At 38.3% G+C, this 19,539-nt stretch carries 18 protein-coding genes and 1 tRNA gene; 7 read left to right on the forward strand and 12 right to left on the reverse strand.

The features are described from left to right. Positions 1–69 precede the first annotated feature (69 nt). The 5 genes from QMD82_03715 to QMD82_03735 all read right to left on the reverse strand — a co-directional run bounded on the left by QMD82_03715 (position 70) and on the right by QMD82_03735 (position 6,275). Positions 70–195, reverse strand: a complete 126-nt coding sequence (locus QMD82_03715) for a hypothetical protein (GenBank protein MDI6851028.1) — start codon at positions 193–195, stop codon at positions 70–72. A gap of 9 nt (positions 196–204) precedes the next feature. After that, on the reverse strand, positions 205–2,163 hold the full coding sequence (locus QMD82_03720; protein MDI6851029.1) for a hypothetical protein: 1,959 nt from the start codon (positions 2,161–2,163) through the stop codon (positions 205–207). 10 nt (positions 2,164–2,173) lie between these two features. Then, positions 2,174–3,790: an ABC transporter ATP-binding protein gene (locus QMD82_03725; protein ID MDI6851030.1), complete on the reverse strand. Its 1,617-nt coding sequence runs from the start codon at positions 3,788–3,790 to the stop codon at positions 2,174–2,176. After that, positions 3,777–5,075: a radical SAM protein gene (locus QMD82_03730; protein ID MDI6851031.1), complete on the reverse strand. Its 1,299-nt coding sequence runs from the start codon at positions 5,073–5,075 to the stop codon at positions 3,777–3,779. The genes QMD82_03725 and QMD82_03730 overlap by 14 nt, the downstream gene beginning before the upstream one ends. A gap of 564 nt (positions 5,076–5,639) precedes the next feature. After that, positions 5,640–6,275, reverse strand: a complete 636-nt coding sequence (locus QMD82_03735; GenBank protein MDI6851032.1) for a peroxiredoxin — start codon at positions 6,273–6,275, stop codon at positions 5,640–5,642. A gap of 267 nt (positions 6,276–6,542) precedes the next feature. Here QMD82_03735 and QMD82_03740 point away from each other — a divergent pair. Next, positions 6,543–6,615 (forward strand) — tRNA-Ala (locus QMD82_03740). Between the two features lie 2 nt (positions 6,616–6,617). Here the strand turns inward: QMD82_03740 and dxr are convergent. Together dxr and QMD82_03750 are read right to left on the reverse strand one after the other, a co-directional pair. After that, complete coding sequence (gene dxr / locus QMD82_03745; GenBank protein MDI6851033.1) at positions 6,618–7,760, reverse strand: 1-deoxy-D-xylulose-5-phosphate reductoisomerase; 1,143 nt, start codon at positions 7,758–7,760, stop codon at positions 6,618–6,620. After that, positions 7,747–8,235, reverse strand: coding sequence for a TlpA disulfide reductase family protein (locus QMD82_03750; protein ID MDI6851034.1), 489 nt, complete (start codon positions 8,233–8,235; stop codon positions 7,747–7,749). The genes dxr and QMD82_03750 overlap by 14 nt, the downstream gene beginning before the upstream one ends. A 70-nt stretch (positions 8,236–8,305) precedes the next feature. On the opposite strand from QMD82_03750, the gene QMD82_03755 reads away from it, so the two are divergent. From QMD82_03755 to tgt, 5 genes are read left to right on the forward strand one after another with little or no spacing between them, the layout of a single operon-like run. Beyond that, a complete protein-coding gene (locus QMD82_03755) occupies positions 8,306–9,223 on the forward strand; it encodes a hypothetical protein (GenBank protein MDI6851035.1) in 918 nt (305 codons plus the stop codon). Then, on the forward strand, positions 9,214–9,789 hold the full coding sequence (locus QMD82_03760; protein ID MDI6851036.1) for a hypothetical protein: 576 nt from the start codon (positions 9,214–9,216) through the stop codon (positions 9,787–9,789). Before QMD82_03755 ends, QMD82_03760 begins: the two co-directional genes overlap by 10 nt. Before the next feature lie 16 nt (positions 9,790–9,805). Then, positions 9,806–11,017 (forward strand): peptidyl-prolyl cis-trans isomerase, encoded by a 1,212-nt coding sequence (locus QMD82_03765; protein MDI6851037.1) that lies wholly within the window; start codon positions 9,806–9,808, stop codon positions 11,015–11,017. Further along, positions 10,998–11,234: a hypothetical protein gene (locus QMD82_03770; GenBank protein ID MDI6851038.1), complete on the forward strand. Its 237-nt coding sequence runs from the start codon at positions 10,998–11,000 to the stop codon at positions 11,232–11,234. The genes QMD82_03765 and QMD82_03770 overlap by 20 nt, the downstream gene beginning before the upstream one ends. After that, positions 11,209–12,339, forward strand: a complete 1,131-nt coding sequence (tgt, locus tag QMD82_03775; protein MDI6851039.1) for a tRNA guanosine(34) transglycosylase Tgt — start codon at positions 11,209–11,211, stop codon at positions 12,337–12,339. The genes QMD82_03770 and tgt overlap by 26 nt, the downstream gene beginning before the upstream one ends. On the opposite strand, the gene QMD82_03780 is transcribed toward tgt, so the two are convergent. Together QMD82_03780 and QMD82_03785 are read right to left on the reverse strand one after the other, a co-directional pair. After that, positions 12,327–12,782: a hypothetical protein gene (locus tag QMD82_03780; GenBank protein MDI6851040.1), complete on the reverse strand. Its 456-nt coding sequence runs from the start codon at positions 12,780–12,782 to the stop codon at positions 12,327–12,329. The genes tgt and QMD82_03780 overlap by 13 nt on opposite strands. Further along, the gene (locus QMD82_03785) at positions 12,772–13,281 is read right to left on the reverse strand and encodes an RNA polymerase sigma factor (GenBank protein MDI6851041.1); all 510 of its coding nucleotides are present in this window, start codon (positions 13,279–13,281) and stop codon (positions 12,772–12,774) included. The genes QMD82_03780 and QMD82_03785 overlap by 11 nt, the downstream gene beginning before the upstream one ends. A gap of 192 nt (positions 13,282–13,473) precedes the next feature. Here QMD82_03785 and lpxK point away from each other — a divergent pair, with 192 nt between their 5' ends. Continuing rightward, positions 13,474–14,433 carry a tetraacyldisaccharide 4'-kinase gene (lpxK, locus tag QMD82_03790; protein ID MDI6851042.1) on the forward strand — a complete coding sequence of 320 codons (960 nt, stop codon included), beginning with the start codon at positions 13,474–13,476 and terminating at the stop codon, positions 14,431–14,433. On the opposite strand, the gene QMD82_03795 is transcribed toward lpxK, so the two are convergent. Genes QMD82_03795 through QMD82_03805 form a run of 3 tightly spaced genes read right to left on the reverse strand, consistent with a single transcriptional unit; the run spans position 14,428 to position 19,474 of the window. Continuing rightward, positions 14,428–15,501: an LptF/LptG family permease gene (locus QMD82_03795; GenBank protein MDI6851043.1), complete on the reverse strand. Its 1,074-nt coding sequence runs from the start codon at positions 15,499–15,501 to the stop codon at positions 14,428–14,430. The genes lpxK and QMD82_03795 overlap by 6 nt on opposite strands. A 10-nt stretch (positions 15,502–15,511) precedes the next feature. Beyond that, positions 15,512–16,285, reverse strand: a complete 774-nt coding sequence (locus tag QMD82_03800) for a hypothetical protein (protein ID MDI6851044.1) — start codon at positions 16,283–16,285, stop codon at positions 15,512–15,514. Positions 16,286–16,327: 42 nt separating this feature from the next. Continuing rightward, positions 16,328–19,474: a right-handed parallel beta-helix repeat-containing protein gene (locus QMD82_03805; protein ID MDI6851045.1), complete on the reverse strand. Its 3,147-nt coding sequence runs from the start codon at positions 19,472–19,474 to the stop codon at positions 16,328–16,330. Between the last annotated feature and the right edge of the window lie 65 nt (positions 19,475–19,539).

Consider the following 19,539-nt stretch of genomic DNA (forward strand, 5'->3'; position numbering starts at 1 on the left):
CATGCCCTTGGTGTCAGTGAGGACGCCAAGGGCATGGAAAATCAAGTTATCAAACTAAATCTCTAAATTCTATTTATTCTCAACCTTTTCTGGCTTCTCCTTCTTGCACTTAACAAGGAAACACCCACAGTATTTTTTACTCCACGAACGTAATGTTTCCTTTATGTTTTCCTTTGTTTTGTTGATCCATTTCATAAGCACCCCCTAAAATTCTAACTTTAACTTAACAGAGAAACTTCTGCTTGTCATTTCATAACTCCCTGTATCCTTTCTCCAGCCCGCATCACTCAGGAAAAGGATGGAGATACAATCAGTTAAATACAAGTACCCAACGTTCTTAAGGTAAAGGGCTTGAGTCTGGCCATCAGTGTTGTGCTCCACATAGGGTTTTATAACAAATCTATCCCTGACAATAGGGACCAGTCCAAAAAGCTGGAAGATTGAAGTTTTCTCCTCGCCATATCTCAAAATTTGGAAATTTACACCGGCATTGAAAAGGTTGAGAGGAGAAATCTTGAGCTTTAAAGCCGCGTTATAACTATTTTCGCCAAGGTATTCACCCTTCATAAACGATAGTCCTACGTTGTTGTAGCTTGCCGGGGCGTAAGAGAAGGCAATACCTAAAAAAGAGTAGTACCTGATGTCTTCTGGAAGGAAATCGAGATATGCCAATTCGTCTTTAACATAACTTAAACCCAATCCATAAGGACCTCTTGCACCACTTATTTCAAAATTTATATACCTTTCCACAAGGTCAGCACTTGAAAGGTCTCTCAATTCATCAAAATAAAACTGGGGTTTGAAATAAGTAGCCTTTCCGAGGGGAATACCATATCCACAGTTAAAAGAATATTCTCTCACATTTTCGAAATATATAGGGCTAAAGGGCATCACAAAATTTTCACCAATCTGTAAGAAAGAGGCCGATGCTTCGAGCCCCTTAAACTCACTTCTCCTATAAAACCTTACATAATACAAATTGGACTTTTCATCAAATCTACGAGATATTTGAGATTGAAAGCCAAAACCTACTTTTGGAGCTATAACTCCACTGAAATCAAAGGATGCCAAGGAATAGGATGTCGGACTCCAGAGATAAAATGTTCCTATATTAAACCCGTGTAAGGGTGCAAAGTTAATTTTGCCAAAGGAAAGGGTGTCGTAGCTTTCTTCCTTCGGTAAAAAAGCAATCCCACTCAGCTTTTCGGACTTGGTATAAAACTTTGCACCAAAGCTAATGTCTTCAAAAGCCCTCGTCCAGATTAGCTGATAGGGAAGAGAGTAAAGTTCTTTACCCTCCATGAAGACTTCCCTTTTCTCGGGGTAATATATAGGCCTTCTTCTAAGGGAGATTTCCTTCACATCTGCTTCAATTTCAGAAAAGTCGGGTTTTACAACAATATCAAGTACCGTTGAAGTTCCCTTCTTAAATCTGAAATTGCCTCCAAAGGATAAACGATTGAAGTATAATGTGTCTTGCTTTTGTGTCCATCCTCTCACATAAAAACTATTCCTCATTTGAAGGGTGCTTCTATAACTCTCTTCACTTTTTAAACCTTCAAAGCCAATATTTACCTTATGCATATGAGAAAGGGATTGGAATGAACCTTCAATATTTGAAAACTGAAACTGGCCAGCTCCCGCTATGAATCTCCCAAGTTTCACGCCCCATGGATTCCTTGTATAGGAAATTTCAGAAAGGGGAATTAAAATTAAGACGTCATAACCATAATCGGTTATCTCAGTCTTTGCCTGCCACCTACCATCCCATTCTTCTACGTTATCCCCGCCTTCCGAGAGAATAAAATCCCTTTTAGTGCCCAAAGGGTTCACCTGAAAACCGTAGGCAGTATTCCCATTACCTCCAGTATCCAGGAAGAGGAGAACGAAATCGTCTGCCATGATGTCTTCCTGGTCATCCTTTTTAACCGTTGAAGATATCTTCGTTTTCTGGTAGTTTTTAAAGTATACTGCAAAGGTATTGCCCGATATGAGTCCAATTCTAAAGAAGGTGGACTCTTCCGGGAAACTGTCAAGACTCGGATATACCTGGTAAAGCCTAAGGATGCTGTCGGGAAGAGATGCCTTTTTAAGGAACTCTTCCACACTCTCAGTATAGATAGGTTCTATTATGAGTTTGGCAATTAACAAAAGCAGCACCATAAAAACCTCCTTATTTTGAAGAATTGTGTCCCACTTCCGCTAAACATATTTTTTCAAAACCACCCAAATCTATTTCTGCTGACGGTAGGGCCACAATTAAACCCCTCCCTTTGGAATAATTCTCTATCAGATTCCAATAAAACGCTTTTGAAACGTCATCAAGATTTGCGAGTGGTTCATCCAAAATTAGAAAATCACAGTTTTCCCGCGAAAGTGCGATTAGCAAAGAAAGTTTTTGCTTCTCACCTGCCGAGAGTTGAGTGAATTTAACATCGTCCCTCTCCTTAAATACATCTTTCTTAGCAATTTCTCTTAATTTTCCGTTAGAGATCAGTGTTAGATTATCTTTTAGCGTGGGTAAAAGTATAGGCGGGTAAAAGGAAACGGATAGCCTTTTAAAGTAAGTTTTCTTACTAACTTTTTCTAAAGGTAAGGTACTATTGAGTTTAACGGTCCCCTCAGATGGATTAATCAGCCCTGTAATAACTTCAATTAATGTTGACTTTCCGGAACCATTCGGGCCAAGAATTACATATTTTTTACCCTTCACAAACTCAAAAGATAAATCCTCTATAACCCTGTTGTCTCCAAAGTCAACAGTAACATTCTCAAGACTGATGGCATTTATTGATCCCTCAATATTAACCTCACCTCCACCATTCGCCACGGCTTTAAACTCCTCAATTCTTCCGATAACGCCTGAAGTTGTCTGTATCTCAATGAAAATTTCAGATATGCTATCAATAGGGGATGAGATGTACCTCATAAGCTCCATAAAAGCCACCAGACCACCTACCGTTAAATTACCCCTTACTATCTCAATGGTACCAAAGAGAAAAACTCCTACAGGAAGAAAATCACTTAAAACCCCATAAATACCCGAATAAATACCGCTCACTTCCGCTCTTTTTAGCCTTATTCCCAAATAATCCCTTAAAGCATAGCCTAATATCGTTTTCACAGGTGACACCACTTGCAGTAAATTTACAATCTTAAAACTCTTTAAAACTTCTACAGCAACTTCCCCGAACCTTGCTTTAAACTCCTGAAATTTCAGAGAGTAATCTCTTATTCGATTCCCAAACAGCAAGTTTAGAAAGTAAAAACCCGTAGACAAGAAAAGTACAAATAAAGTAAGTTTCCAGGAAAGCCTCAGACAGACAATAAGGCCAAAGAAAAAGATCAAAAAGACCTTTATAACAAAGGTTACCGTAGTAGTTAAGCTCTCTTCAACTTCAGCTGGCTCATTGAAAACTCGTGAATAAAAATACCCCGAATCCTTCTCTTTAACCTTTTTAAAAGGTAGCTGATAATAAACATAAAGAAGCTCATCCACCAGCTTTTCATAAATTCCGTTTTTTAACTTCTGATCCACCACCTTGGAAAAGTAAAGGGTAACTTCTCTCAGAACAACAACTACCAAAATGATGAGAGAATACAAACCGAGAAGCGGAAGATCCTTTGCAGGAATAATTCGGTCAATGATCTCCTTGAAAATTAAAGGAACAGGCAATTGAAGAGCAGTGCCTAAAAGGAGTAAAATTAAGGACAGGGCGAATAAACTGCCTTGAAAAAGGGTGTATCTTTTAAAATACCCTATGAATAGCTTTAAATCACTTTGCCGCAAAACTGTGCTCCTTTAAATCGTAAATAGTTTTTAACGATAACTCAAGGCTGTATCTCCAAATTTCACAACGATTTTTTCCAGTTTTTAATTTGTAAAGAGGACATCCTCCTCCACATACAGGGAGATACTTACAGTTATAACACTCCTTGTCGAGTATCTTTAAGTTTTCCCACTTAAGAACACTTCTTGCGTCCTCTCTGTAATTATCCACATACCCTATTGATTCCCTATCTCTCCCCACGAGGTCAAAGCACTTTTTAATGCTTCCATCCGCGTCTATCAAATAGTGAAAAGGTGTAATACCAGCACAAAAGACATAGGAAAGTTCAGGATAAACCTCATAGGGAAAGCCGTACTTGTAAAGTAGAGGCACGATCTTCTCAGCGTAAACTTTACCGTATTCTTCGTCTCCAAAAAGATTCTCGCCAAAGTCAATTTTGTCCTTTTCACCCGTAACTGGTGAAAAGTAGACCTCCAAGTTATTTTTTTTAATCTTAGCAAAAATTTTCAAAAGGTCCTCAATATGCTCTATGTTTTCCTTATCAACATTAACGCGTATCCTGATAACAAATTCAGGAAAAGTTTCAATAACCCTTTCCACATTTTCAAAGATCTTTTCAAAAGTACCACCCTTATTTTTCAGAAATCGCCTTTTATTATGAATTTCAGGGGGTCCATCAAGAGTTATCTGGGCAGATTTCAAAGAGGTCTTTTCGATCAACTCTCCTGCGGTCTCTATGTCAAAGAGATAACCATTGGTGACAATATCGGACGAAAATTTAAATCCCATTTTTTCAGCCAGCTCTTTAAAGAATTGGCCAAATTCAAAAAGCACATCTTTACACAGTAAGGGCTCACCACCGTAAAAGGAGAGGGAAACATCTTCAGGTTTAAAAGCATCTACTTTTTCCCTAATAAAATCTAAGACCTTCCCCTTAGTTCCCTCAGAAAGCTTCACGTTCTTAATCCCCGATTCAAAACAATAATAGCAGCCAAAATTACAACCCGTTGTGGGAACAATGGTAAAAAGAAGCTTCCGAGAATAATATCTGCTCATAAAGAAATTTCTTAAATAATAGCCCTTTTCATCGAATCTGTTCTCAACGATGAATCCCGCATCAACAAATTCTTGCAGGATTTTCTCATCGTTAATTTCTGGAAACTTCCTGTAAAACTCTTCGTACCGCTTATCCAGTAAAACAAAATTCTTCGTTAAGATGTTATACAGCAAAAGCCCATCTTCGTGTTCAATTTCAATATTATAAAAATTTTTGTGAAATCCCATTTCAACCTCCCTTTTTAGACCGGAAGGGAGGTGGGTTTTTTAATTTTTACACCTGGTCCTTCCTACAAATTGTTAAAAAGCAACCACAAATAGGTGGCAATATAGATGGTAAATTCACTTTCTGGCTATTATTAATATTAATTGCCTTCATTCTTCACCTCCTACTTTTGTTCGCTGTCCCTCGGTGCCCTCTGATCACACCTTGTCAGAAAGCATCCACATAGAAAATCTATAATGCCTTTTTGTGGTGCATTCTCTCTGTTTATGTATCTCATTTTTACCTCCTTCCGTTTTTGGCTACCCTCCCTTCCGGCATACTTTTTAATAAGCAAAAAGTATGCCAAAAGAGAGTCAGGATGTAAGTTATTGTAACTCATAAAAATGAGAAAATGGAAATATTCCTAAAGTGCGAAAAACTTTTCGCACTTTAGGAAAGTAGATTTAAGATCCTGAAACTCTCAAACTTAGAGTGTGAAAAAAGATTCAGTAAAAACCTCGAACTTTCACATAAAAAAAATGGGGCGACCGTATGGTCACCCCATCAGAAAGGCAACCCTCAAAATCTTATATTTTCTTGTGGCAGAACCACCAATCGTAGCAGGTATATTCCTTTGGTCTTTTCTCAGCGGTTTCAACATCATTGGCCGGTGGCACAATAACCTCACTGCCTATAAGCTCGTTATTTGGCCAGTTCGCTGGCAATGCCACTTTATGCTGGTCAGTAACTTGCAGACCTTTAACCATTCTGAGTATCTCGTCCATGTTCCTTCCAAGCTCCTGCGGATAATAGAGCACTGCCCTAAGAATGCTTTCAGGGTCAATTATAAACACTGCTCTAACAGTGTTTGTGCCTTTTGAAGGATGAATCATGCCGAGTAGTTCTGCAATCTGACCTCTATCATCTGCGATTACAGGGAATTTTATTTCTATACCAAGTTTTTCCTTTATCCATTCAATCCACTTAATATGGGAGAAAACCTGATCAATAGAAAGGCCAATGAGCTCGGTGTTCAACTTTTTGAACTCGTCATACCTCTTCTGGAAAGCAACGAATTCGGTTGTGCACACAGGCGTGAAATCAGCAGGATGACTGAACAGTACTACCCACTTACCCTTGTAGTCTTCGGGAAACTTGATCATCCCATGGGTTGTTTTTGCTGTAAATGCAGGTATTTTTTCACCTAATAGTGGCAGTCCCATTTTTAACCCCCTTGTTTTAAATTTAATCTTGTAATCATTTTAATTTTATATATTATAGCGCGTTTTGTCAAGAGGGTACTTTACACCGCACAATTTTTTCAGAACCAACAATTCAACAAGAACAAGCAGGCAAATCTTGCATCTGAACTACCAAAAAATTTCCCCTTGGTATATAGAATTTTCAACTCTACTTAACTGCAAAAAGTAGCCGTTGCCGAGTTAAATTGTGAATTTTCGCACGCTTTGCCCTATAATAATATACTATCTGGGGATGTAGCTCAGCTGGGAGAGCATCGGCTTTGCAAGCCGGGGGTCAGGGGTTCGAATCCCCTCATCTCCAGTTTATTTTTTTATAGAGTCAAGAATTTCTCTGGCCTTCTCCCGAGCTCTTATATCGTAATTTTCAAGAGTTTCAAGGGTTATATTTTCAACATTTTCAAAACTCAAACAGGTTTCTATTACGACCCTTTCAATGTCAAGAAAACTAATATATCCCTTTAAAAAGGCGTCAACGGCAACGTCATTTGCCGCGTTCATCACACAGGGCATCACCCCTCCAGCCTTTAACATTTCATAAGCCAAGTTAAGCAAAGGAAACCTGTCAAAATCCGGCTTATAGAACTCTAAGGCACCGACTTCAGTAAGATCAAGCTGCACAAAATCACATTCCCACCTTTCTGGATAAGTGAGCGCATATTGAATGGGTATTTTCATGTCAGGATACGACATATGAGCGACAAAGGCACCATCTCGTAACTTTAGCATACCATGGACAATTGATTGGGGATGGATCAAAACCTTTATCTTTTCAGGAGGCAAATCAAACAGCCAGTAAGCTTCTATGACTTCTAACCCTTTGTTCATAAGGGTCGCTGAATCAACCGTTATCTTTTTTCCCATCCTCCAGACAGGATGCTTTAATACATCCTCAATGGTTACCTTTTCCATTTCTTTACGGGTTAAAGTCCTGAAAGGTCCACCCGAAGCAGTCAAGATTAGTACATCCATGTCTCTCTTGTATTTCTCAAAAAGCTGAAAGAGGGCAGAATGTTCGGAATCAATGGGTATCAGTTCGCCACTGGAATTCAACCAGGTTTCTTTTACAATCGTTCCAAAAGAAACAAGGGTTTCTTTATTTGCCAGTGCAACCCTCTTACCCCTCTTCAAACCGTGAATAGTTGGATAAACGCCAATATTTCCTGACGTGGCTACAACAATAACATCAACATCTTCGCGCTCTGAGACTTCTATCAAGCCTTCTTTACCATATATAGTAGTTATAGGAGGTGATGAAATTTTTAAATTTCCAGTAACTACAGCCACTTTTGGCTCAAACTCTTTTATTATCCTGTAATAACCTTCCAAATTTTCGTGGACAGAAAAGGCAACAAGTTCAAACTTTTCTCTATATTTTGAAATTACCCTTAGGGTATTGGTACCTATACTTCCCGTTGCCCCGAAGAGGGCTACTCTACTTCTTCCCATCCACTATGAGCTCTTGTATTAACTTTTCAAACTCATCCTTTGAAACAAATCCAATCTTGACATCATGAATGTAGCCCTCTTTATCAATAATAAAAGTCGTGGGTATATACTGGAGACGATAAATAGCATTATAACTTTCTAATATTTCCTTCGTTGCCATTGCAACAGGATAATTCATTTTGTTTTTCCTGTAAAACTCTTTAACCGGCTCAATACCTCTATCAACGGAAATGCCTACTATTTCCAGCCTTTTAGCGTATTTTTTCTTCAACTCCACAAAACCGGGAATTTCCTTTTTACATGGTGGGCACCATGTAGCCCAGAAATCAAGGATTACTACTTTACCCCTAAGGTCGGACAAGGCCACCTTCTTCCCATCAATAGTGGTGACTGTAAAATCGGGAGCCAGCTTTTTCTGCTGCGCCGATAGTATCCCTATTAGAAGTAGAATCGTGCCGAATATCTTAAACTTCATACTGCCTCCTTTGAAATGTTCATTATGAGACTTATAATTTTAATGGAGCATTAGAAAATTGCAAAAGTCTTTGAAATTTATATTACTGTTTTATCTTTGTGGCTCTGGATTTGTTTCAGCCGAGAAGTATAGGGGAGAAATTTTCCTTCTTTTAAGAGACCCTGTATCAACGGCAAAGGGCAATACGGGTATTTCTGACCCACAATCCTTAGGCACCGTTTTATTAAATCCATCTTTAGTCAATCTGGTAAATCCCGGAGTATACTTTTCCCATTTTGAAGTTTATAGTGGTTTGATAGCTGCAGAGAACTTGAATCTGAAGATTGATATAGATGGGGCTTTAAACAAAAACGCTATCAATATCTTTTATCTTCACTCTGACCCTATGGAGGTCACACGATTAAAGGACGAAAACCTGGGTATTGTAGAGGGAAATATTGAAGTCGACGGAACTCAACTCTACAGATTTTATCTATTCTCCTGGGTAACTGGCAAAGAAATCAGCGAAAAATCGTATTTTGGTGCTAGCATTAAATTGTTCCGTGAATCCTTTTATAATTACGCTGAAAATGGGGCAGGAGTTGATTTGGGATACTTCGTTCGCTTTAAAAACTTAGCACTCGGAATAACTGCAAGAGATGTCTTCTTCTCAATATTTAAAGGAAAGTCATTGGAAGTCGTACATCCTTCCTTTGTCTTAGGATTAACAAAGATTTCTAAAAATCTGAATTGGAGCATGGAGGCTGAGCTTTTCAGTGACGGCCCATATCCAGGTGCGATAATTAGCTTAGGAAGATTGAGTATTGATTTTAAATTTGGTGCAGAGTATAGGCCGATGGATAATTTTGCGGTGAGGATGGGATTTTATAGAGGGTATTTCAACGCGGGCGCAGGTATTAAGTGGAAAAAATTAAATTTAGACTACTCAATCTCACCCAATCCCGAGCTCAATGTTACTCACAAAATAGGTGCAGGTATATGCTTCTGAGAAAAGCGCTACATCTGTCAACAATTATTTTATTATCTTTCTTAAAGTATTTGCACACTCACGGTGACAAAAAAGCCGGTCTCATCTTGATGTTATCCCTCAGTGCCATTGCGATTTTGCTTGAAATTGCAAGAAATATGATCCCAAGCCTAAAAAATCTCTTTCTGAAAATCTTCTCCCCCCTTTTAAAGGAGGAGGAAAAAGCAGGAAAGGTAACAGGTGCATCTTTCCTAATAATTTCAATGACTTTGAGTTATGCCATTTTCGACTTTGAGTACTTCTATTATGCATCCCTAATTGCAATCCTTGTTGATGGATTAACGCCATTAATTACACTCCTTCTTTTTAGAAAAAACAATAAGGACCATCACCATCTTATAACATTTCTAATTTCTGCGATAATTGTAGCCTTTATCGTGAATTCTGGACTTCCATTAATAGTAAAATTAACCACAAGTGTAATTGTCTCCTTGATAGAATACATTAACCCACCCCCTGATGATAATTTTTACGCAGAATTTCTTGGAACCTTTATAATTTATTTACTGGCAAAGCTTTTCAGCTAAAAAAGGAGGAGTAAATATGAAGAAGGTCTTTGGGTTATTAATTTTTGTTGCAACGCTATACGCTCAATCAGTTGACGAAAAGTTACAACAGGCAAAAGTACTCGAAGAAAGGAAAGATTTTGAAAATGCCCTCTCCATTTACAAAGAGGTTTTAGGTTCGAGAGGACTGGACAAAAACAGGAAATTTGAAGTTTACCTCAACATAGCAGACTTAGAATTAGACAAGTTTAACAGACCCGACTCGGCCATTAAATATCTCCAGGCAGCAAGGAAAGATTTCACCGATGCTTATAGGAAAATGGACGAAGTTTTTTACAGGCTCGGCCTCGCATATGAAAAGCTGGGTGATTATCAAAACGCTGCCGATGCTTATCAGACCGTAGCGGTGAGATTCCAAAAGAGCAAATACCTTTCTCATGCCTTAGATGGTGTGGAAAGAGTTTTCAGAAAAAATTTCAAAGAATATGTTGCCTTCGTTGATGATGAGCCTATTACAAGGCTTGAATTAGAGAGGGAACTGGAAAACATCCCGCCCTTTGCAAGGGCTCAATACGAAACAGAAGAAGGGAAACAAAAACTGCTGAAAAATCTCATTCAGAAACGTCTTCTTGTGAAAGAAGCAGAAAACAGGAAGATGTACTTAGCCTCTTCCTATCAAGAAGAAATGAAAAGGGCGCGTGAACAAGCTTTAATAAGGGCTCTCTTCCAGAATGTTTCTCAGAACATCTCCGTTGACGAAAAAGAGATTAAAGAATATTACGAAAAGAACAAAGATTCAAAGTACAGAATTCCTGCTTCAGTTACATTCCGGGCAATCGTAGTAAATTCTAAGGAAACAGCAGATACTGTATACAACCTTCTTAGAAAAGGCGCCGATTTTGACTCCCTTTTCGCCAAGTACAACACAGACGAACAACTCAAATCTACATCTGGACTCAAAAAAGATGTTCCAGAAAGTGGAAGACCTCAAGAACTTGTAACCGCAGCGTTAAAAATGAAAAAAGGCCAAATTAGTAAGCCAATCAAACTGGAAAAAGAAAACAAGTACGCTGTAATCAGAGTGGAAGAAGAACCCAAAAAAGCCTCATACAGGAACATTGATGAAGTCAGAGATGAAATCGAAAGAAACATAAAGGCAGAAAAAACTAAAAAGGCATGGGATAGCCTTATCGACACTTTGTGGCAAAAGTACAATGTAAAGATTGTTAATGAAGGAAAACAAGAATAGGATTGTTAAAGCAACCGTTATTTATTTTAATGAAAATCTGGGTTCAGGTATCGCCAGAGTAGAAAACACTCAGGAGCGCATTCGTTTTAGCTACAAAGAAATCGAAGGTATGGATGGGTTCAGACTTCTTTTTGCAGGGGATAAAATTGAAATTATTTTCACTGAACAGGGCAAAAAAGTGAGGAGATTGAGTGAGAGTCCGCTACGAACTGATTAAGAAAGAAAAACACACCGGTGCTCGGCTCGGTTTGCTTCATACACCACACGGAACTGTTGAATTACCAAATTTCATGCCCGTTGCAACCCAAGGAACCGTTAAAACTATGTCTCCAAAGGACCTGGAGGAAATCGGTGTGCAAATTATCGTTTCAAATACCTATCACCTCCACTTGAGACCAGGAGAAGAACTTATACAGAAAGCTGGTGGCTTACACAGATTTATGGGCTTCAAGGGGGCAATCCTAACCGATTCCGGGGGATATCAGATCTACAGCCTTGCAGACTTAAGAAAACTTGAGGAAGACAGGGTAGTGTTCAAATCGCACATAGACGGTTCCATAATAACCTTTACCCCTGAGAAAGTCGTGGAAATTCAGGCCAAATTGGGATCTGACATAGCAATGATTTTAGACTGGCCTACCCCCTATCCATCGACCTACAAAGAGGCCAAGTTCCACATGGATCTTACCACAAAATGGGCTGAGAGAGCTATAAGGTACAGAGATTCAGCTTATCAGGAAGTAAGCCTCTTTGGCATTATTCAGGGCGGTACCTATGATGACTTAAGAATTGAGCACTCAAAAATTCTTACTGAAATGCCTTTTGACGGTTATGCTATCGGCGGATTAGCACTTGGCGAGCCGAAAGTAGAAAGAGATAGAATAATTGAAAAGTTATCACCTTTTTTTCCCGAAGATAGGGTAAGATACCTGATGGGAGTTGGTTATCCGGATGACATTCTCTCTGCTGTGACAATGGGCGTTGACCTCTTTGATTGTGTTCTACCAACGAGAAATGCAAGAACGGGAACCGTTTTTACCTCCTTCGGAGAACTAACAATCCGAAATGCAACTTATAAGGAGGATTTTTTTCCATTGGACCCGGAGTGCAGCTGTTATACCTGCCAGAACTTTTCAAGAGCGTACATTAGGCATCTATTTAATGCGGGCGAAATTCTTGGACCCCGACTTGCAACCTACCATTCTCTCTACTTTTTTATAAGTCTAATGAGAAAGATTAGAGAAGCAATTAAAGGAGATTATCTCCTCGACTTCAAAGAAGAATTCCTGAAAAAATATAACTCGGAAGTTCAGAAATTATAAACAAACCAAGATAAATCTTCTTCTCCGCCATTGATTAAATCGACTATCTGAAGGTTTATGTAATTAACGGGATCGTTTATAACTATTGAATCATCGATAACTTTTGAAGTATAACCCTCCATGTAGATATCGCCATTCAAATACACCTTGTAAGAGTATACACTTATAGGTTCAACTTCCACTTTAAGAGGGGCAACACCAGGGCAAATACTCTCCTTCAAATTTTCTTTCACTGAAACTGAAGTAATCTGCAGAACCTCGCTGTCACGGAATAACAGCAATCTTAGCGCAGCACCGAAAGAAAAAGCAAAGATAAAAACCACACTTAAAACACCAGCAAATCGTCTTACTTTCAACCTTCTTATTCCCCTCCTCACTTTAATATCGAGTTCAGGAGGGGGCGATTTCCTTATTTTACCAAAAACTTCTACTTCATTTACCATTAACAACACCCCCTGTTAATACCTTTCTCAAACTTTTTTTCGCGTTATTTAAACGAGATTTTACCGTTCCTATCGGTATATTCAAAAGTCGGGAAATCTCTTCATATTGAAAACCTTCCATATAGTAAAGCGTTAATATCTCTCTTTCCCAATCTTTTAGTTTTTCTAATGCCCTTTCCACTCTAACCACATCCTCTACATCCATCTCCTCAAGAGGTCCCGGGGCATCAGGGCTTTCATCATTAGCGTATTCCTCAAAATAGACTGGATTAAATTTCTTCTTTTTCCTAAAAAAGTCATTTAAATGGTTTATGGCTATACTCATAACCCAAGTTTTCATCGAGCTTTCACCCTTAAATTTTCCAAGATTTTTGTAAATTTTAATAAAAATTTCCTGTGTAATGTCGACAGCCTCATCGTAATCATTAAGTCTCCAAAAAACATAGTTGAACACCATCTCCTTATAATCGGTATAAACCTCCTCAAACTTAACAGCCATTTTTTATTTAGACGCAGATTTTACGTCGACTGTTCAAAATTATAAAATGATCCTTAAGTTTAATGACAAAGGGTAATCCGCAGGGGTTAAGACGGAATAGTCAAGGCAAGACAACTTAAAAATCCATGCAATAATTAACACTTCAGTGCAAAACTTTGTAAAATCACATCTTGCAAAATATAATTAACGCAAATGATAAAAGCACTGTTTTCACAATTATACGGTTTGGCTTTAAATTTGTGGTATCTGTATGATGAAATCCTCAGAACAAAAGACGTTTTACCTGCCCATGTAATATCCATAGGGAATATAACCACAGGAGGTACTGGAAAAACCCCACTTACAATTTTTCTTGCACAGAAACTTTCCACTGATAGAAAAGTTGCAATTCTTACGAGGGGCTACAGGAGAAAAGGTAAGGGAATATACATACTTAAAGAAAACACGCCACTAATGAGGTGGGAAGAAGTTGGAGACGAACCTTACCTAATGTGGAAAAAACTTCGGGGAGGTGTTCCCATCCTTATTGGTAAAAATAGATATGAAACAGGGCAAATTGCAATACGCCAATTTAAATGCGAAGTTTTACTGATGGATGATGGTTTCCAGTACTTACCTCTCAAAAGGGATATAGATATCGTTTGCATAAATCAAGGTACCGTTATTCATGGTGATTACCTCTTACCCAGGGGCACTTTAAGAGAAAAATTTTCAGCCTTAAAAAGAGCTCACATATTAGTCCTCAACATAAAAGGCGATACCCTTGACCACCGTGCAGTAGAGTTTCTCGAAACCTACAAAAAACCAATCTTCGTAATGAAATATGAACCTGTAAGGTTTTACAACTTTGAAGGCCAACAAATATCGCTTAATTCTCTCAAGGGCTTTGACGTGGCAGCGCTTTCTGGTATTGCAGACCCTAAAAGTTTTATTGACCTACTAACTAAAATCGGAATCACACCGAAGGAGATTATTGCCATCAGAGACCACAACATTTATCCCTTGCCGAAGCTGAGAGCTCTTCTCAAAAAATTTGACTATGTAGTTACTACGGAAAAAGACCTCATTAAATATCCCTCTTTCAAAAATCTTCTCGCCCTTGAGCTCCAGGTAAAAATTGAAAGGGAAGATGAATTTTTAAAGCTTTTATAACTTCATTTTAAGCCACGGAACAACACCCATACCCATCGATAAAAGAAGCGGGAAAAACGTAGAAAAAAATTCGTTTACCTTTCCTGCCTGGCCAGAGACTTTAAAAAATTGTATAAAGACCCAGAATAAAAATGAAATTATCAAAGCGAGGCCAAAAGAATAGGTCTTCCCACGTGCTTTTATCGAAACCGCCAGTGGCAGGGCAAAAAAAGCAAACACAAAAGCCGTTAAAGGAAAAGAAAACCTATAAAGAAGCTCAACTATCTCTTCTTTAAATTGTAATCTCATGCGTTTCTTATAGGATACAAGCTTTAAAAGCTGTTTTGCACTCATCTCTTCAATCTGGGTTTTCTTTTTAATAACCTCAAAAGGGGAGACTCCCGATATTAGGACCTTTTTTTTGTGGAAAGCAATGGAATCTTTATCAATTCCAAGAAACCTTTCCTTTACATTAAAGAGTTCATATGTTTTTCCAACAATGATGCAGGAATCTGCATCTATTCTTACCCTTGGACCGTTTTCGCTTAAGACCATAACAATAACACCAAGCCCCTTTCTTTCTCGGGCATTTAACCGGGAGAAATAAAATAGAGTATCATTATTCATAAAACTGAAATCGGAAACCACAGGGTAATAGAAGTAATACTCGCTCTTCTCAATATTCGCCTTTCTAACTCTTGTAGATTTCTGAAGTCCTGGGAAAGCCAAGAACTCCCCGTTTAAAAACATTAGGATAGATAGGAGAAAGGTAAACAGTAAAATCTTTGAAATAATTTTACGAACATTAATTCCCGAAATTCTTATAAGCAAAATCTCATTTCTATAGGCACTCTGCTGGAAGAGGAAAAAAGAGGCAATGAGAAATGCAAAAGGTGCTAACAAATTAAAAATAAAAGGAATCTGAAAAATGTAAAATTTAAAAATGTCAACGAGTCTGGCTTTATTAGCAATAAAGTAACCCAATCTCTCAAAGAAATTCACTATTACAAAAATGGCAACCGAAGAAGCCGAAAAAATCAAAAAAAATTTCAGTAATTCGAGAAAGAAATATTTATCGATTTTTTTCATTAATTTTGTACTATCTAATGGTGTACGAAGTCGAAATCAAATAAGTTGTTCCAAGCTCCCTTGAAGATCCAAAGGAAATATCAACTCCGTAGGTATCGGTTTTAAGACCAAGTCCCAGCCGTATCTCCCGCTCCAATACAGCAACTCTAAGTCCAAACCCTTCAGTAAACCAGAGCTCAGTCCCAAACCTATAGGTCATCTTCTCCGGCGTTTTATCAATCCCTAACACCCACGTAACAGGTTCGGGTATATTAAAGGAAGTGAAGAATAAAAGTTCATCCAAAGACTTTTCGCTCCTATCATAAAAACCTACCGAAGTTCTGAGAAAGTTGAGATGCATCAAAGAGAAGTTAAAAATACCAACCTTTGCAAAAAGCCCATAATCCAGGGAAAGAGAGGATGAAGCGAGGTCATCTTCTATATTTTTAAGATATTTAATACGAGAATTAATTCCGACTCCGCAATTACTTTTTTTAAATCCAACTCCCATTAGAAACGTATAATCGGAATAAACGTCCTTAATGCCAGTCTTTAAAATCCCAAGCGCTAAACCCAACTTATTGATTTTTGTAGAAGCAGAAAAGTGAATATCGGTCAATTCCGATGCAAAGTAGCTCTGTCTAATTCCGAGAACGCCAGAAAATTTTGAATTTGGTATCATGGAAGGGTTTATAAAAACCGCGTCCGACTTCAGGGAGGAGGGATTGTAAAGCCCACCCAGGGCATAAGTCTGAGCGGACACACCGCTTAAATAACCTATTAAAAATGCCAGAGTAACCATCATAGGAAAATTTTAAATTAAATGACAGCTTTTTGCAAAACTAAATCAACTTTTACGGAAAGCGCCGTCATCAAAGTTCGAATCAATGGTGGATACCTTGTATGGATTTCTGTAAACCAACCCACCTTTTTCATTCTTAAATGTCGTTACGCCAACGATCTTCAACCTTGAAATGTTATCTACAACTTCAATTCCGGCACCTTTATGTTCTGAAATCACAGAATGATATATTTCAACTAAATGAGTGTGGGAAAGCCTTATACCCCCGCCACTAACTCCCTTTGAAATTTTAGAATTCTTAATTACGCCCTTAGAATTATCAAGAAAGATCTGGGCACCGTGCTTATGAATCTCATTATTTTCTGTAATTTCACAGCCAGACATTTTAATTTCCGAATTATTTTTCACTATTAATCCATATGCCTTGTTTTTATAAATTTTTGTGTTGTCCAACTCCACAACCGCCCCATCGTCTGCCTTAACTCCATCACCAGCCACACTTTCATATATTTCCGACCCCCTGGTAATACAGTTAGACGAAATGACTGACAACTGCGCAACATTCGAATCCATTGCATTCGAGTAAATTTGACATTCCTTAATCTTTATTCCTGAGTACCACGCAAGGCTTATACCCTCATCCCTATGTCCAAAAATTTTGCAATTTTCGAGTTCAACATAAGATTTAAGCACACCTATCCCCATATTTCCCTTTCCATCATGTATGATAGAATCCCTAATAATGGCGTAAGAAGAACCCACCCAGACTTGAGCGGAATTCTCATTTTCACTGCCATTATTTGAAACTTCACCGCTCATGAATCTCAACTCAGAATTGTAATATACCTCAATTCCGTGACGCGGATTCTGCGAGACAATCGTATTCTCCATTTCAGCATAGGAGGATTCCATTATTGATATACCAGTATTATTAACTCCTGAAACAACTTTGGACGACTTCAAAATTAGCTTGGAGTTTTCTACTTTGATCTGCGCAAAATCTTTATTTTCCTGACCATTACTAGAAATTTCACATGCAGTCAAATCGGCAATAGAATTGGACAGGACATAAAGCCCGAAGTTCTCGTTTTTAGTTACATTGCATTCAACTATTTGGACGAAAGACCTTTCAATCACCATCCCGGAAACCCCTGAACCATTAGTTATCGTGGTTCTTTCAAACTTTCCACGGCTTGAAGTAATCAGAACTTGAGGAAACATTCCATCTTTTCCAAGATTTTCAGAAATGTGGCAATCGCTTACATTAAAGGTTGTATTCGAACTAAACCAAATACCCTGAGAATAGTTGTTGCTGATCCTCGATTTACTTATGTCAACCACCGATATATCTGTCGCATATATTCCTGCTGCATTATACGAACTATCAACTTCCGAATCGTGTAGTTTCAAAAGACTTGACTTAACTTCTATTTGACCCTCGCCATCAATGCCCTTGTTATTCGAATAAATCCTTGAGTTCTTAATAGTGACATTGGAGTTAGCCTCAACAAAAAGCGCTCTTCTAAAATGGTTGTACACTGCGACATTCTCAAAAATTAAATTTGAATTACGTGCATAAATCCCGTCGTTTTTTATCCCATCAAAAATGCTTGAATTTTCCATCTTCAGTGTCGCTGAAGAAGACCAGATCTGAGGCGCATGGAAATGTTCATTTCCATTCTGGTGAATTTCACAATCGGCAATCAACACCTCCGAACCTGACTTGAGGGTAATTGCATTAAAGAAATGCCTGTAAATATGAGAGCCTACAATTTCGACTCTTGAACCCTCATCAAGTAGGAAACCACTGTTATAAATTCCTCCGTGAACCTTTACATTTTTTAGATAGCCCTTGGATGACACAAAAACAAGCTGTGGATTATCTTCATCTTCGTTCCCGTTCCTTGCAATCTCCCCATTTCTAATTAATAACTCAGAATCGTCTTTTGCTTCAATCCCGTTGTAATAGTGTCCTGTTACCTTTAGCTCCTCACACTCAAGCAAAGATTTGTCTTCAATGGATATTCCAGAATTATTGATTCCGTTGAATATTCTGCAATTTTTCAAACTGGCTTTAGAGGAAACAAGCTTTAACTGTGGATAGTTGTCCTCACTATTTCCATTTTCTACCAATCTGCTGTTATTCATCTGCAAGGAACCACCGCCATCCATAAATATTCCGTAATAATAGTTCCCACTTATTACCACTTTTTCAAGATTCAATTCAGAAGCGTCCGCCCATATACCAGCCCCATTCCCTTTGTCCACCTTACAATTTTTCAAAAGTACTTTACATCCCTTAAAACGCATCTGTGGGCTGAAAATATCAATCCCATTTTCCTGAAAATCAGAGTGTTGCACTTTTATCTCTGAATTTTCCGCATGAATTCCAATGTATTTGCAATCAATTAACTTTGACTTAGAAATAAATACCTTCGAAGATTGAACCTTTAATCCTGAACCATGTAGCTCTACTTTGTTAAGTTCAACAGAACTGTCAGTAGCGTATATAAGGCCAATTGTCCTTTCTGGTTCCTTAGTATGCTTAAAGGCTAAATTTTCAACGATAAACTCGGATTTTATGAGTTCAAAGGCTGGTAAAATTTCGGAATACAATATTGCTTTTTCCATTCCGCTGAGGACCATCTTTTTGTTTTGGACAGTAATGGGCCTTTCTATCTCTACATCTCCACTTATTTCAACTGCCAGCTCATCGGCTTCCTCAAGGTGTGTCTCAAGGAAATCGGCAAAGGGAAGTGAGCCGTCATAATTGAAAGTATTAGCAACACCTCCCTTTATAACGGTAGCTTTGGCAAGCCCTTCTTTAATCTCTACGCGGGGGCTTTCTACATTACGAGCTTTCCTCTTGAGCCTCCTTAAAGCAGGATCCTCCTCAACATTTCTTATCAATTTATTCAGCGTAAAAACTGCCCACACTGCGAGCTCTTCCTTAATCCCTGTCCCTTCAGCAAAGCCTTTGCCGATGAGGGTTAAATCTTCCTCAGAGAGCGAGCCTGAATCTCTCAAGGTTACAGGTATCTTCTCCTCTATTGCCGAAGCCAGTGCGTAAACTTTTGCTCTTTCTACATTGGAATAGTCCGCCATTTCTTCCTTAATTATTGAAGGATTTTCAAAGATAAGTTCGCCATGAGCCTTATAAAGCTCAAGGAGAATGTCAAAATAAAAATCCATAACCAAGCCTCCCTTTATTACAAATATTATATCGTTGAAAAATTTGTCAGTCAACAAAGGCGTTG

Source organism: bacterium (assembly GCA_030019025.1).
Classification (GTDB): domain Bacteria; phylum Hydrothermota; class Hydrothermia; order UBA1063; family UBA1063; genus UBA1063.

What these genes read in the sequence shown, in the direction of transcription:
- QMD82_03795 (MDI6851043.1), bottom strand. Translation starts at nt 15,501, where the DNA reads ATGAAAAAAATCGATAAATATTTCTTTCTCGAATTACTGAAATTTTTT.
- QMD82_03800 (MDI6851044.1), bottom strand. Translation starts at nt 16,285, where the DNA reads ATGATGGTTACTCTGGCATTTTTAATAGGTTATTTAAGCGGTGTGTCC.
- QMD82_03735 (MDI6851032.1), bottom strand. Translation starts at nt 6,275, where the DNA reads ATGGGACTGCCACTATTAGGTGAAAAAATACCTGCATTTACAGCAAAA.
- QMD82_03770 (MDI6851038.1), top strand. Translation starts at nt 10,998, where the DNA reads ATGAAGGAAAACAAGAATAGGATTGTTAAAGCAACCGTTATTTATTTT.
- QMD82_03715 (MDI6851028.1), bottom strand. Translation starts at nt 195, where the DNA reads ATGAAATGGATCAACAAAACAAAGGAAAACATAAAGGAAACATTACGT.
- lpxK (MDI6851042.1), top strand. Translation starts at nt 13,474, where the DNA reads ATGATAAAAGCACTGTTTTCACAATTATACGGTTTGGCTTTAAATTTG.
- QMD82_03760 (MDI6851036.1), top strand. Translation starts at nt 9,214, where the DNA reads ATGCTTCTGAGAAAAGCGCTACATCTGTCAACAATTATTTTATTATCT.
- dxr (MDI6851033.1), bottom strand. Translation starts at nt 7,760, where the DNA reads ATGGGAAGAAGTAGAGTAGCCCTCTTCGGGGCAACGGGAAGTATAGGT.
- QMD82_03780 (MDI6851040.1), bottom strand. Translation starts at nt 12,782, where the DNA reads ATGGTAAATGAAGTAGAAGTTTTTGGTAAAATAAGGAAATCGCCCCCT.
- QMD82_03805 (MDI6851045.1), bottom strand. Translation starts at nt 19,474, where the DNA reads ATGGATTTTTATTTTGACATTCTCCTTGAGCTTTATAAGGCTCATGGC.
- QMD82_03750 (MDI6851034.1), bottom strand. Translation starts at nt 8,235, where the DNA reads ATGAAGTTTAAGATATTCGGCACGATTCTACTTCTAATAGGGATACTA.
- QMD82_03765 (MDI6851037.1), top strand. Translation starts at nt 9,806, where the DNA reads ATGAAGAAGGTCTTTGGGTTATTAATTTTTGTTGCAACGCTATACGCT.
- QMD82_03785 (MDI6851041.1), bottom strand. Translation starts at nt 13,281, where the DNA reads ATGGCTGTTAAGTTTGAGGAGGTTTATACCGATTATAAGGAGATGGTG.
- QMD82_03720 (MDI6851029.1), bottom strand. Translation starts at nt 2,163, where the DNA reads ATGGTGCTGCTTTTGTTAATTGCCAAACTCATAATAGAACCTATCTAT.
- QMD82_03730 (MDI6851031.1), bottom strand. Translation starts at nt 5,075, where the DNA reads ATGGGATTTCACAAAAATTTTTATAATATTGAAATTGAACACGAAGAT.